General features: G+C 34.7%; 13 protein-coding genes and 1 pseudogene. 3 read left to right on the forward strand and 11 right to left on the reverse strand.

The window, feature by feature from the left end:
- Positions 1–129: 129 nt before the first annotated feature.
- Positions 130–1,380: an ArsR family transcriptional regulator gene (locus tag COE49_RS00305; RefSeq protein ID WP_098945641.1), complete on the reverse strand. Its 1,251-nt coding sequence runs from the start codon at positions 1,378–1,380 to the stop codon at positions 130–132.
- A 170-nt stretch (positions 1,381–1,550) separates the two neighbouring features.
- Here COE49_RS00305 and COE49_RS00310 point away from each other — a divergent pair, with 170 nt between their 5' ends.
- On the forward strand, positions 1,551–2,243 hold the full coding sequence (locus tag COE49_RS00310) for a response regulator transcription factor (protein WP_088232541.1): 693 nt from the start codon (positions 1,551–1,553) through the stop codon (positions 2,241–2,243).
- Positions 2,240–3,610: a sensor histidine kinase gene (locus tag COE49_RS00315; RefSeq protein WP_098945642.1), complete on the forward strand. Its 1,371-nt coding sequence runs from the start codon at positions 2,240–2,242 to the stop codon at positions 3,608–3,610. Before COE49_RS00310 ends, COE49_RS00315 begins: the two co-directional genes overlap by 4 nt.
- Before the next feature lie 32 nt (positions 3,611–3,642).
- On the opposite strand, the gene COE49_RS00320 is transcribed toward COE49_RS00315, so the two are convergent.
- The gene (locus COE49_RS00320) at positions 3,643–4,164 is read right to left on the reverse strand and encodes a dihydrofolate reductase family protein (protein ID WP_088232539.1); all 522 of its coding nucleotides are present in this window, start codon (positions 4,162–4,164) and stop codon (positions 3,643–3,645) included.
- Positions 4,165–4,273: 109 nt separating this feature from the next.
- Between COE49_RS00320 and COE49_RS00325 the strand changes: the two genes are divergently transcribed.
- The gene (locus tag COE49_RS00325) at positions 4,274–5,227 is read left to right on the forward strand and encodes a helix-turn-helix transcriptional regulator (protein ID WP_098945643.1); all 954 of its coding nucleotides are present in this window, start codon (positions 4,274–4,276) and stop codon (positions 5,225–5,227) included.
- Between the two features lie 41 nt (positions 5,228–5,268).
- On the opposite strand, the gene COE49_RS00330 is transcribed toward COE49_RS00325, so the two are convergent.
- From COE49_RS00330 to COE49_RS00370, 9 genes and pseudogenes are all read right to left on the reverse strand, one after another.
- On the reverse strand, positions 5,269–6,693 hold the full coding sequence (locus COE49_RS00330; RefSeq protein ID WP_088232537.1) for an anti-sigma factor: 1,425 nt from the start codon (positions 6,691–6,693) through the stop codon (positions 5,269–5,271).
- Positions 6,659–7,216: an RNA polymerase sigma factor gene (locus tag COE49_RS00335; protein ID WP_088232536.1), complete on the reverse strand. Its 558-nt coding sequence runs from the start codon at positions 7,214–7,216 to the stop codon at positions 6,659–6,661. Before COE49_RS00335 ends, COE49_RS00330 begins: the two co-directional genes overlap by 35 nt.
- 165 nt (positions 7,217–7,381) lie before the next feature.
- Positions 7,382–7,816, reverse strand: coding sequence for an HIT family protein (locus tag COE49_RS00340; protein WP_088232535.1), 435 nt, complete (start codon positions 7,814–7,816; stop codon positions 7,382–7,384).
- Positions 7,817–7,878: 62 nt separating this feature from the next.
- Positions 7,879–8,256, reverse strand: a complete 378-nt coding sequence (locus COE49_RS00345; RefSeq protein ID WP_088232534.1) for an OsmC family protein — start codon at positions 8,254–8,256, stop codon at positions 7,879–7,881.
- Positions 8,231–9,658 carry an amino acid permease gene (locus COE49_RS00350; RefSeq protein WP_088232533.1) on the reverse strand — a complete coding sequence of 476 codons (1,428 nt, stop codon included), beginning with the start codon at positions 9,656–9,658 and terminating at the stop codon, positions 8,231–8,233. The genes COE49_RS00345 and COE49_RS00350 overlap by 26 nt, the downstream gene beginning before the upstream one ends.
- A 203-nt stretch (positions 9,659–9,861) precedes the next feature.
- The gene (locus tag COE49_RS00355; RefSeq protein WP_098253300.1) at positions 9,862–10,506 is read right to left on the reverse strand and encodes an amino acid ABC transporter permease; all 645 of its coding nucleotides are present in this window, start codon (positions 10,504–10,506) and stop codon (positions 9,862–9,864) included.
- On the reverse strand, positions 10,507–11,163 hold the full coding sequence (locus COE49_RS00360; RefSeq protein WP_098253299.1) for an amino acid ABC transporter permease: 657 nt from the start codon (positions 11,161–11,163) through the stop codon (positions 10,507–10,509).
- Positions 11,164–11,246: 83 nt separating this feature from the next.
- Positions 11,247–12,077: a glutamine ABC transporter substrate-binding protein GlnH gene (gene glnH / locus COE49_RS00365; protein WP_088232530.1), complete on the reverse strand. Its 831-nt coding sequence runs from the start codon at positions 12,075–12,077 to the stop codon at positions 11,247–11,249.
- 12 nt (positions 12,078–12,089) lie between these two features.
- Positions 12,090–12,909, reverse strand: a pseudogene (locus COE49_RS00370) (amino acid ABC transporter ATP-binding protein).
- Positions 12,910–12,947 lie beyond the last annotated feature (38 nt).

Consider the following 12,947-nt stretch of genomic DNA (forward strand, 5'->3'; position numbering starts at 1 on the left):
TTGATTTTCTCCATAAGAAAATCTAGCCGACTGCACGAAGGCTATTATATAACGAGTAAAGGATTTTGCGCTATGTAAAAGTTTCCTAAAGAAAAAGACACTACTTTAGCAGCGTCTTTTCTCATTTCATTAATGTCCACCGTGTCCTTGACCACTTTCTTGCACAATCTCTAACCTCTCATCTAGTATACCTTGTGTTTCAAATGAAATATCACTCGTACTTCCTAATAAGAAGCCGTGATTATACGGTCCAAGTGTTGGATCATCTTTAAACTTCGGTTGGATAGTAGCAAGGAAGTCATACACTGGTTGCGAAGCTTTTCCTTCCTCCAGTAAGACAACCGGTGCATGTTTACCCATATGTGAAAACGGAGCTCCTGCAACCGCTAAATCTGGTGTTGTACTCGAAACAAACGACAAACCATGACCTGGTTTTGTAAATCCCCAGCCGAATTTCGTTTTTTCATCTTTAAATTTTGCAAACGCAATTGAATTTTCTGTCGGTGTTTCGCCACTAATACGCGTTACTTTTCCATATTTGCTTAACTCTTTTTCTACTTCTTTTGAAACAATTTTTTCTGGGCCTAATACATATATATTGGCTTTCTCTTTTCTCATCTTTAATGCCTCTATCGTAGAATCTGGTACTTTATTTTTCTCTACATACAGCAGCGGCTCTGGCATATGAGAAATCCAGTTTACAGCTGGTGTTGTGTATAAACGTCCTTCTTCTTCGGATGAACCGATAATAACGCTATTCGGATAACTTCCTGTTATATCGGCATACTCTTTATCAACACCTTTTGCAAATGTAGCTGGGTCCGTTTCTTTTATTTGTTTTACTTTATAGGCTTTTAATTGTTCAAGAGCAGCTGTCCCTACATCTCCCATCACCATAATTTGCGTTCCCTCCTTCGTTCCAAGAGGATTTAATCGTTTTATTTCTTTTAACGTCATTTCAGGTACCTTTTCTTTTTCTATAAATAAAATCGGTCCGTTGTTTGGATGATGAATAAGATCTGCACTTGCAATCCCTAATTGCCACTCGTTTACTGGTACTAAAATAACCGCGCCTGGCTGATTCTCTTTATGAGTTGCTGGCCATATCGTTTGTGAAGTTAATACTGCCATTTGCAATGAATCAGTTGTATTTAATCTCGTCACATTTTTTAAACTTGTCGTTAATAAATCATTCGATGCACCTATATTCATTTCTTTCGGCGCAGTTACCTCCTGATTCATTTTCATTTCCGTTTTCTCTGTTTCCTTCTCTTTTGTAGATTCATGGTTTGTATGATCCATATTATTCGTTTGGCCACATGCAGCAAGACCAAATGCTGTAATTATCGTTACGCCCAAAATGCAGGTTGTTTTTTTCATTATATCGCCTCCGTATTCGTTATTATTGAGCCAATATCCTTACCTAAAGTAGGAGTTCAACTAAACAATAACAAGCAATTCTGAAGAAATTATGCAGATGCATTATAATCTGCACCATTTCTTCATGATTTTGACTTACAATTTAAGTAATACAAATGCGGAGGTACTCTATGATTGACATACTACTCGTAGACGATGAACCGAGAATGCTTGAATTATTAACGCTTTATCTCACTCCAATCGGATATAACTGCATATGTGCAGTATCTGGGGAAGAAGCTATTTCACATATAGAGAATCGAAATTTCAAATTTGTTTTACTCGATATTATGATGCCAAAGATGGACGGATGGGAAACATGTAAAAGAATTCGTTCCTTTAGTAACGTTCCTATCATTATGGTCACTGCTCGTGATCAAACAGTAGATGTCGTCCAAGGATTAAAACTCGGGGCAGATGATTACATAACAAAACCTTTCCATGAAGAAGAGCTTTTCGCGAGAATTGAAGCTGTTTTAAGGCGGACGAATGAACATAAACAAATACAATATCATAGTATTTTATGGGATGAAGCAAAGCATTCCGCCTCTGTCCATAATGAAGAACTTCTCCTCACGCCAATCGAATTCTCTTTACTCGGGTTATTTTTACGCCATGTGAACTACGTATTAAGCCGTGATCAGCTCATTGAACGAGTTTGGGGATTCAATACAAATACAGAAGATCGTACAGTCGATTCACATATTCGTAATTTGCGTGATAAATTACGAAAAGTAAACTTCCCTATCGATCATCATTTGAAAACTGTATACGGAGTTGGTTATCGATGGATTGATACCGAAGATCAAGGAGCGAAACGATGAAACGAATCTCTATTCAATTCGGATTTTATTTTTTAATTGTTACACTTTTAATAGAAAGTGTTCTATTTGTTTTGCTTTATTATAGCCTTGTAAACAATAGAGTAAATGAAGAAATGACTGCTTTATTAAAGCGTGGAAATAGTCACCGAGATGTTCTTGAAAAATATTATGACAAGCAAACAATCTCCCATGTCGCTTTAATGGAATCCGAAGCTGAAACAACTGTCGTTATTACAGATGCGAATAAAGACGTATTAGCAAAATCTAATGAAATAAACACGACTATAAAAAATCATATTAGTGGAATGCAAACTCGAACCGACCATAACGGAGCTATTATAGAAAATCATTGGAAAACGTCTAATTATATTTGTACAGTTAGCCCCATTGTAGTAGGTGGAAAACATGAAGGCTATGTGTACATGTTTCTTGAAACAAAATCCATTGAAGAGATGGTTAATAGGCTAACAAAACAATTCCTTATTGCCGGTATCATCACATTTCTACTAACAGTCATCACCATTTTTCTATTATCCCGTTTATTAACAAAACCATTGTTACACATGAAACAAGCGACCGAAAAAATGAGTAAGGGCGATTTATCAGTTTCGTTAACGACTACTCGAAATGACGAAATTGGGGAATTAGCATCATCTATCCAAACGCTCGCAAATGATTTACATTATATGAAAACAGAAAGAAGTGAATTTCTAGCAAGTGTTGCTCACGAATTACGAACACCGTTAACATACGTAAGGGGTTATGCGGACATTGCTTTAAAAGAAACCACATCTCCTGAGCAACGTTTGCGATATTTATCTATTATAAAAGATGAGTCTGATTACATTACAAACTTAGTTCAAGATTTATTTTCACTCGCTCAAATGGAACAACATAATTTTTCTATTCAAGTAAAGGAAGTACATTTACATACCTTCTTCACTCGCATAACCGAAAAAGTAAACGCCATATATAAAGAACGATACATTAAAGTTTCTTTCACTTGTCCTCCTACACTGTTAGTAAACTTAGATGAACAGCGATTCGAACAAGTGATAGTGAACATTTTAAATAACGCCTATAGACATTCAAAAGAACATTCTCATATCAATATTTCTGTGACAGAAGAACATAAACGTATTTCCATTACAATTGAAGATGAAGGCGAAGGTATTCCGCCTGAAGAACTCCCTCACATTTTTGACCGTTTTTATCGTGTTGATAAAGCAAGAACACGTGCTACAGGCGGAACCGGTTTAGGACTATCTATCGTGAAGGAAATTGTAGAGCTACACGGCGGGAATATTTCTGTCACAAGTGAAATTGATCATGGGTCTTGCTTTACTATTTCATTGCCATTTATATAAAAACACGACTATCATCAATAGTCGTGTTTTTATTATTTTACTTTATAATATAGATTCACAAACTGTCCAAAACGTTTCGTATCCGTTAAAGTTAAATGAATTTCTGGATTCTTGTCTTGAAATAACGGAACGCCAGAACCTAATATGTGAGGGGTAATCGTGACAACATATTCATCAATTAGATTATTCTTAAAGAACTCTCTCAGTAGGCTTCCTCCACCGACCATCCATATTTTAGATCCTTCCTGCTCTTTTAACTTTTTTACAAACTCCACTATATCTTCATTTACAAACTCTACATGTTCGTTTGAACCTTTTTCTGAATTAGAAAAAACATAACATTTTTCATTAACGTACGGAAAGGTTTCCGTATGCTCTACTACATAATCGTACGTTTTCTTTCCCATAATTATTGTATCAATTGTTTCATACATTTCTGTATAACCGTTATCTCCTTCACCTTCCGTTTCCATTAACCACTCTAAATCATCATTTTCTTTCGCAATATATCCGTCTAAGCTCGCCGCTATAAACAAAACAATCTCACGTGACATATCTATTCCTCCTTGCATCTCATCTTGATAACATTATGATATAAACAATATACTAACAATAAAACACGACAATTTATGTCATGTTTAAAAAAGAAAAAAGGTGATACATTTGTCAAAAGCTAAACGCTTATTAGATATTCTTATATTTGCTTCTGCGAAAAAAACATTTACAGCTCAAGAAATAGCTGATGAATTTAATATTTCCGTCCGTACGGTTCATAGATACATTTTAGATTTAAGTGATATGGGGTTACCTATTTATGCTGAACAAGGTCGTAACGGAGGATATAAAGTATTAACGAATAGAGTAATTCCCCCTATTTTATTTACGGAAGAAGAAGCGGTCTCTATCTTTTTTGCATTTCAATCTTTAAGCTACTACCGAGACTTGCCTTTTAATGCAGAGATTAATTCTGTTACGCATAAACTGTATAGCTCTCTACAACATGATGCGAAAGCGAAAGTTGATAAAATACGTTCTTATATTGCCTTTTGGAATCCGAAAAGAACTATTGATACACCACTTTTAAAAGAAGTATTAACTGCCGCCATTGAAAATAAAAATTTACACTTTCAATACGAATCTAAATCAGGAATAAAAACAAAACATGTTCATCCTATCGGTGTATATGCTCATGACGGGCTATGGTACTTACCATCCTATGACTTTAGTAGAAAAAAAGTATTATTGTATCGCGTCGATCGTATTCTCTCTATATTATCCACAGAAGAAAATGAAGATACATTCATGAATTTAGAAGAGTGGTTTACCTCTAACTATAACGTAGTACACAGTCCTACTCAGTTACATGTTTTACTAACAACAGAAGGTGTACGCCAATGTAAAAGCGTTCCTTACCTTGAAGAGTTTGTTGTAGTAAACGAAGATGGAACAGGATATATACATTCAACAATTGATAAAGGTGAAGTCAATTTTATTACCCCTTTATTTTATAGACTTGGAAAAGATGCAAAAGTGTTAGAACCGAAAGAATTGATAGATGGTTTACGTATACGCGCGAAAGAAATTTTACATATGTATGAAGACGAAAAAAGCTGCTAAATATAAGCAGCTTTTTGGTTCAGTTGTTCCTATTGTTTTTACTATTGACGAATATCAAACCACCAACGATGTTTCGCATTCATATTTTCAGTTTCGCCAGTTCCTCTGTAATTGAAAGCATCCAAAAAGATTGAATCTAGTTTATCCTCATCTACAAAATAACCTAAGTTAACTTTTACCGTTTCTCCCGGTCGGATACTGCCAATATTGTAAAAGCTTTTCCCGTCTCCGTGAGGTTCTAAATAATCCACTTCACCCGTCATAATATTTCTTTCTGCAATTCCATCTTTCCCAGCATAATTCCATACATTACCCTTACTTTTGAGTACTTGCATGGATGGATGCATATAGATTTCTTTTGTCGCCTGTTTACCTATATTTTTCACTGTTGTTGTCAGGTAGACAAATTTAGGATGAATTAATTTCGACTCTACTAATTGATCAATTGAATCTTTACCATTTCCAAGTTTATATTCATCTCGTCTATATGGTATCAATTGTCCTACTTGATCCAAAGCTTGATTCTCGCTTAGTCTCCCTAATCCCGTTTCATTAAAGTTTTCATGCTTAAAATCTTTGATTGAATCAAAAACTTCAACTTTTTCTATCACATATTCAATTTTGCTGTTATCCATAGATATCGTTACTGGAACCTTTTGCCCTATATGAAATAGTTGTTTGCTATCTTTTTTCAAAGGAATCACCTTAGTTGTTTTAGGCTTACTTTCTTCGCTAAAATACTTTTTATCATAATCTGTTATATGTGATGCCTTTTCTTTTGACGTAGGCTCAAGTGAAATGTTTCCTAACACATCCAGCATTTGTTCTTCGTTTATATCGTTTCCAATATAACTTTGTAACATAATTCCCTCTTCCTCAAAATAGAGAAAAATCACCCTATTAAACATTAAATCTTTATTTCCAGTGTCTTTATGAACAATCACTGCTTTTTTACCATTTATCTCCTTTTCCTCATAACTTTTCGAATACATAGTTTGAAAATCCGAGTTTTTTCCTATCCTCCAAAGAGCGAATGAAAATCCCCCCTTTGCGTAGTTATCTTTAAATGAATATTTCATAGCACTGTCATCAATCGCTTCCATATTTTCTGGTAATTTACCAACCTTCAACTTATACCACTGATCACTCTTTTTCGAATCCTTATTTGTTACTGAAACATTTACTTCGTAATTTTGTTTTTGAACAATCATATTATAAACTTTCACTGCACCAAAAACGGTTGTCGGCATACCAATCAATAAACAGGCAGCAGCGATTAACATACGATGTCTTTTACGCTTTTTCTGTGGTCGCTCGCCCTTCAGCTTCATTTCTTCCATAAACAATTTCTTTTTGCGCGTATATGTATGTGAAAATTCATGTTGTTCTTCGAGTTTATCAAAATCATCTAAAGCAATTTTTTCAGCAAGGTCATACATTTCTTTGGAGTTCTTTGAATTCGTCATGTTGTATACCTCCTATCATATTTTGAACTCGTTTTCGAGCACGCTCAAACTGCTTACGGACATTAACCTCCGTTATCCCCATGACACTTGAAATTTCTTGATACGTTAAGTTATAGAAGACTTTGTACTTAAATACCTGTCTATTAGATTCATTTAACTCTTTTAGCAATGTATCAATTTGAACCTCAGACATTGTACGTTTTTCCCACTCTTCAATATTTTCATCTACTGCTTCTGTTGATTCTCTTTCATATTCTTCTAAAAATGTTTCATGTCGTTTATTTTTCCGGTAACTATCAATTGCCTTGTTTTTTGCGACCCTCAAAATGTAGCGTTTAAGCTCTTCAGTATTCAAACTATGAAGTTTTTCCAAGTTCTTATAAAGAGTAATAAATGTCTCTTGAACCGCATCTTCAGCCTGTTGAATATTATTTAAAATAGAATACGCTACATAATAAACTTTTTGTTCATACAACTCATATAGCTCTTCCATCTTTTCATAATCGTTGTTTGTAACTTTCATATAATTCCTCCTCTCACTCTATATAACGAATGGACGATATAATTTGTGACACTACAGCATTCTTTAATATATAAAATCGAATAATAGAATAAACAAAAGCCCAATTTNNAAATTGGGCTTTTGTTTATTAGAATTTTCCTGATTGTATCTCTAAGAAAAATCCTCTTACACCTTTTCAATATGCAGTATTTGCTCTATCGCTTCTTTTAACAAATTCTTTGTCTCTTCTAAGTTATGATTTTTCTTGTCTCCCGGTTGTACTGCATAAAACTCGGCAAATGAGCGCTCTTTATACCTTGGTACGACATGCATATGATAGTGCGTTAGTTCGTTAAAGATTCCACCATTTTGACAAATTGTAATTCCATCTAGTTTATATAGTACCTTAATTGCTTTTGCAATAATCTTAGACGCATCCATAATCGATTTTGCTACAATATCATCTAATTCATCTACCTCTAAAACATGTTGCTTTGGCACAATTAAAGTATGTCCTGGATAGAAAGGTTCATGATCTAAAAAGCAAGTCACATAGTCATCTTCATATACTTTATATATCATTTCTTCTTCGTTTGCTAATTTACAACCTAAACATTTCATGATACTTCCCCCTCTGTTAAAAACAGAAAAACGTGAGAGCCGTATTCTCACGTTTTTCTATTTCACTTTATTAGTTCAATTGTTTCCGTAACCTTTATACTATCTTTTACAGATTGAACAATCGTGCAATTTTTCACCGCAAGTTGCAGCGCCTTGTCCAACTGCTCTTCTGTAATGTTTTCCGCTTTAATTTTATAATGCAAATGAATACTTTCAACTGGCTTTGATAAAGCTTCACTTCTACCAATTTCAGTCTCAATTGTAAACGTATCGTATGCAATGCGTTTCTTTTCTAAAATTGTGCGAAAGACAATTGCACTGCATCCCGCGATGGAAGAAACGAGTAATTGTAACGGTGAATACCCGTTTTCTTTTCCAATCGCTAATGGACCATATGATAAATCTGCCTCTATATCATCGTGTTTGATTGTTAGTTTCATGTGTATTTTCCATCTCCACTTTCATCGGCTTCTTCCGTTTCTTACTTATATAATAATATATGTAGCAGAAAATGATAAATGGAATACCACAATATAACGCCATTCTTTGTTCTGGAATAAATGCTAAGCTAATAACAACGATGCTATTTGTAATTAAAGCTAAAATTGGAACAATCGGATATAAAGGCGTTTTATACTTTAAATCCTCTAATTTCCCTCCGCCTTTGATATACTGACTTCTAAAGCGTAGTTGTGATAAAGCAATAATGATCCAACTTGAAACAGCCGATAAACCAGCTATAGATAATAAGTACATATATACTGTATCTTCTGCAAGGAAGCTTGTTAATAAGGATAATGCTGCAACAGCAATCGTTACGACTAGTGCTGTAATTGGAATACCTCGTTTATTTACTTTCTTGAAAGAAGTTGGTGCCATTCCTTCATTTGCAAGTGACCATAGTATACGCGTTGCTGCATATAATCCTGAGTTCGCTACAGATAATAAAGCAGTAATAATAACGAAGTTCATAATATCAGCTGCATATGGAATACCGATTTTATCAAATACAACTACGAATGGACTTTCAATTACTCCAGCTTCTTTCCAAGAAATTAATCCTACTAAAATTGTCATTGTTAAGATGAAGAATATCATAATACGCCATACTGTATTACGAATCGCACGTGGAATTGTTTTTTCAGGCTCCTGACTCTCTCCTGCTGCAATCCCGATTAACTCTGTTCCTTGGAACGAGAAGTTAACTGTAATCATCGTAAGTAATACCGCTGCCAGTCCATTCGGGAATAGCCCGCCATCACTTACAAAGTTAGAGAAAAGAGGTGCTGCTTCTTTTCCGTCATATGGTATAAATCCTAATAATGCACTACCACCAAGAACGATAAATGCAAGAATTGTAACTACCTTAATACTAGAGAACCAAAACTCTAATTCAGCATAACTTTTTGCTGATATCGCATTGGAAGCATATAAAATAACCCCGAATACAAGACACCATACCCAAACATCAACATTCGGAAACCATCTTTTCATCATTAAACCAATCGACGTTAATTCTAATCCTACTGTTACTGCCCATCCAATCCAGTATAGCCAGCCGATCATAAACCCTGTTCCCGGTCCAATAAACTTCGTTGCATACTTTTGGAAAGAACCTGAAACTGGCATCGCTACCGTTAGCTCTCCAAGACAAAGCATTGTTAAATACATAATAAATCCGCCCACTAAATAAGAGAGAATTGCTCCCCCTGGTCCAGCCTGATTAATAGTATAACCTGACCCTAGAAAAAAGCCCGTCCCGATTACACCACCAAGTGCGATCATAAATAAATGTCTACTCTTCATCGTACGATGTAATTTCTCATTCGTTGTTTGCTGCATCTTAATCCTCCCCTGCAAATACCCCTGTCTCTTTTTAAAATTTTCTGATAATAAAAATATACACGAAAGCGATTACAATTTCTATATAAAATTAAAACTTTTCTGATAAAACAATACAAAAAATCGAATCATTGTAAGATTAAGATTCTATTTAGAGGAAAATAAGGATAAACAAGGAAAAACCCTCACATATATTGTAAGGGTTAACGGAGTTCTAATCTTCTCGATAAAATTGATAAACTGTAATTTACGATAAAGTACATACAAGCTACTACTATAAAAGTCGGAATCATATAATTTACATTCTGTCCGCTAATAATTTGAGCGTTATGCATAAGTTCTGGTAATGATATAACAACTGCGAGCGATGTATCTTTCAGTAATGAAATAAACTGACTAACAAGCGGCGGGACCATTCTTCTTAATGCTTGTGGCAAAATAATATGCCACAGCGCTTGAACATACGTTAATCCGGAAGACCTCGCTGCTTCGATTTGCCCTTTTTCGATAGATAATAGACCACTTCGAACAATTTCAGATATCATTGCAGCTTCAAATATTGTTAAAGCGACAATTGTGGCTGTTATAATTTCTAATTTCAAGCCCGCTTCAGGCAGTGCAAAATACGTAAAAAATATAATTAAAAGTAACGGTAAATTCCGAATTACTTCAACGATGCAACCTAGTATTTGTGAGACGACGGGTATTTTTGTATACCGCATAATCCCTATTACACTACCAATAATAAAGCTAAGTACAATTGCTACGAGCGCTACCTCTAATGTTATAAGCAATCCTTTTAATAAAAATAGAATATGATCACCTGTTATTGCTCCCTTAAAATCCATTTACACCGCCTCCTTTGCCAAGCGTTTTTCTAAATAACGCACTAGCATACTGAGCGGAATTGTTAATATTAAATAAAACATCCCAACAAATATATATACATCAAACGTAACAAACGTCTTCGTTGAAATTAAGTCTCCTTGATACATTAAATCTGTCCCAGCAATAATTCCGAGTATAGAAGAATTTTTAACTAAATTGAGAAATTGATTTCCTAGAGGAGGGATTACGATTTTCACCGCTTGGGGTAAGACAATATAATACATTCCCTGCACATACGTTAATCCTGAAGAGCGCGCCGCTTCCATTTGACCTTTCGCAACTGATAAAATACCAGCGCGAATTACTTCTGCAATAAATGCTGCCGTATATATCGTAAGCGTAACTGTCCCCGCTACAAAACCATTTAACGTAATTCCTATTACAGGTAACGCGAAATAAAATATAAATGCAATTAATACGAGCGGAATATTTCTTACAAACTCTACAAAAACAGATCCCATCCAATTTAAAATACGAATAGGTGCAATACGCATTACCGCCAAAATTACTCCTAAAATAAAACTTCCTATTAATGCAATTACACTAGACATCACTGTATACTTAAATCCTTCTAAATACATATCAATGTTATTCGTTAATATAGAAAAATCAGGCACATATTCTCCCCTCTTTCTTTACAAGAAGAGGATGAGTATCTCTCATCCTCTCATCCTTATTATTTATTCCAATTAGTTTCACTTTATTTTTCTTGTTTTTGACCGATCCATTTTTCATATAATTTATCGTATTCTCCATTAGCTTTCATATCTTTTAATAAACTATTAATCTCTTTCGTTAAATCATCCGCACCTTTTTGCACGGCAATGCCGTACGGTTCATCCGTAAAAATTTTCCCTACAACTTCATAATTAGAATCTTGTTTTGCCATTCCATAAAGAATTGCATTATCTGTCGTTAAAACATCACCTTTACCTGCTTTTAACGCTGTAAATGCTTCACTGTAATTTTCAAATTCTAATACAGTTGATTCTGGTGATTTTTGACGTATATTATTTGTAGACGTTGAACCTTTTACAGCTAATACCTTCACACCTTTTTTCACATCATCAATACTTTTAATATCGCTTCCTTTTTTCACAAGTAACGATTGCCCTGCTTTAAAATATACATCTGAAAAATCAACCTCTTTTTTACGTTCTTCTGTAATTGTCATTGTCGCGATAATTGCATCAATATCACCATTTTTTAACATTGGAATACGTGTTTTAGACGTTACTTCTTTCAGCTCTAGCTTCTTTTCATCACCAAGAATTTTTTTCGCAAGCGCCTTCGCGATATCAACATCGAACCCTTCTACCTGCCCTGTTGAAGGATTTTTCAGCCCAAATAAATTCGTATCATTCTTCACCCCAACTACTAATTTCCCACGCTTCTTAATTTGCTCAACGACTCCACCTTGCTTCGTATTCGTTTCTTTCGCCTCATCTTTTTTACTTCCACATCCAGCAATGATAAGCACGAATAAACATGAAAATACGATTAAGGTAAACAACTTTTTCATTTTAAGCATGAAATTCCTCCTTTAATGATTTAACACTCGGCTTAAAAATAAACGAGCTCTTTCTTGTTCAGGATTTGCAAAAAATTGTGCCGGTGTTGTATCCTCGATAATTTGGCCGTCATCCATAAATAAAATTCGATCCGCGACCTCACGTGCAAATCCCATTTCATGTGTGACGACAACCATCGTCATCCCTTCTTTAGCCAGCATTTTCATAACATCAAGTACTTCCCCAATCATCTCTGGATCAAGGGCAGACGTAGGCTCATCAAATAGCATAATTTTTGGCTGCATCGTAAGTCCCCTAGCAATCGCTACCCTTTGCTGTTGACCTCCTGATAATTGATGCGGGTATACACCAGCCTTCTCCGGAATTCCTACTTTCTCTAGATAAAACATCGCTGTTTTCTCTGCTTCTTCTTTTGAAACTTTATTTACTTTAATCGGTGCTAGTGTAATATTTTGAAGAACTGTTTTATGTGGGTATAAATAAAAATGCTGAAAAACCATCCCAATATTTCGGCGTAATTCATTCATATTTATTTTTTTATTGTGCACTTCTGTATTTTGTACAATTAATTCTCCATCTGTAATGGTCTCCAATTGGTTTATACACCGAAGTAGTGTGCTTTTTCCTGATCCTGAAGGACCAACTACTACCACCACTTCACCCTTTTTCACTTGCACATTAATATTTTTCAAAACTTGAAAGTTACCGTAATATTTATTTACGTTACGAAACTCTATCAACATACTCCCCCCTTTCCCTAAACAAAGCATGTACATTCTTTTTATATTCAAAAATAGGCAAAAAAATAACTTTCAGCTTCATTTTGTCCATAAAAAAAGCAAAGGGATTTTCCCTTTGCTTTTTCATTT

Source organism: Bacillus sp. AFS029637 (genome assembly GCF_002584985.1).
Taxonomy (GTDB): Bacteria; Bacillota; Bacilli; order Bacillales; family Bacillaceae_G; genus Bacillus_A.

Coding starts and splice junctions, on each gene's coding strand:
- COE49_RS00305 (WP_098945641.1), bottom strand. CDS start 1,380: ATGAAAAAAACAACCTGCATTTTGGGCGTAACGATAATTACAGCATTT.
- COE49_RS00310 (WP_088232541.1), top strand. CDS start 1,551: ATGATTGACATACTACTCGTAGACGATGAACCGAGAATGCTTGAATTA.
- COE49_RS00315 (WP_098945642.1), top strand. CDS start 2,240: ATGAAACGAATCTCTATTCAATTCGGATTTTATTTTTTAATTGTTACA.
- COE49_RS00320 (WP_088232539.1), bottom strand. CDS start 4,164: ATGTCACGTGAGATTGTTTTGTTTATAGCGGCGAGCTTAGACGGATAT.
- COE49_RS00330 (WP_088232537.1), bottom strand. CDS start 6,693: ATGACGAATTCAAAGAACTCCAAAGAAATGTATGACCTTGCTGAAAAA.
- COE49_RS00335 (WP_088232536.1), bottom strand. CDS start 7,216: ATGAAAGTTACAAACAACGATTATGAAAAGATGGAAGAGCTATATGAG.
- COE49_RS00340 (WP_088232535.1), bottom strand. CDS start 7,816: ATGAAATGTTTAGGTTGTAAATTAGCAAACGAAGAAGAAATGATATAT.
- COE49_RS00345 (WP_088232534.1), bottom strand. CDS start 8,256: ATGAAACTAACAATCAAACACGATGATATAGAGGCAGATTTATCATAT.
- COE49_RS00350 (WP_088232533.1), bottom strand. CDS start 9,658: ATGCAGCAAACAACGAATGAGAAATTACATCGTACGATGAAGAGTAGA.
- COE49_RS00355 (WP_098253300.1), bottom strand. CDS start 10,506: ATGGATTTTAAGGGAGCAATAACAGGTGATCATATTCTATTTTTATTA.
- glnH (WP_088232530.1), bottom strand. CDS start 12,077: ATGCTTAAAATGAAAAAGTTGTTTACCTTAATCGTATTTTCATGTTTA.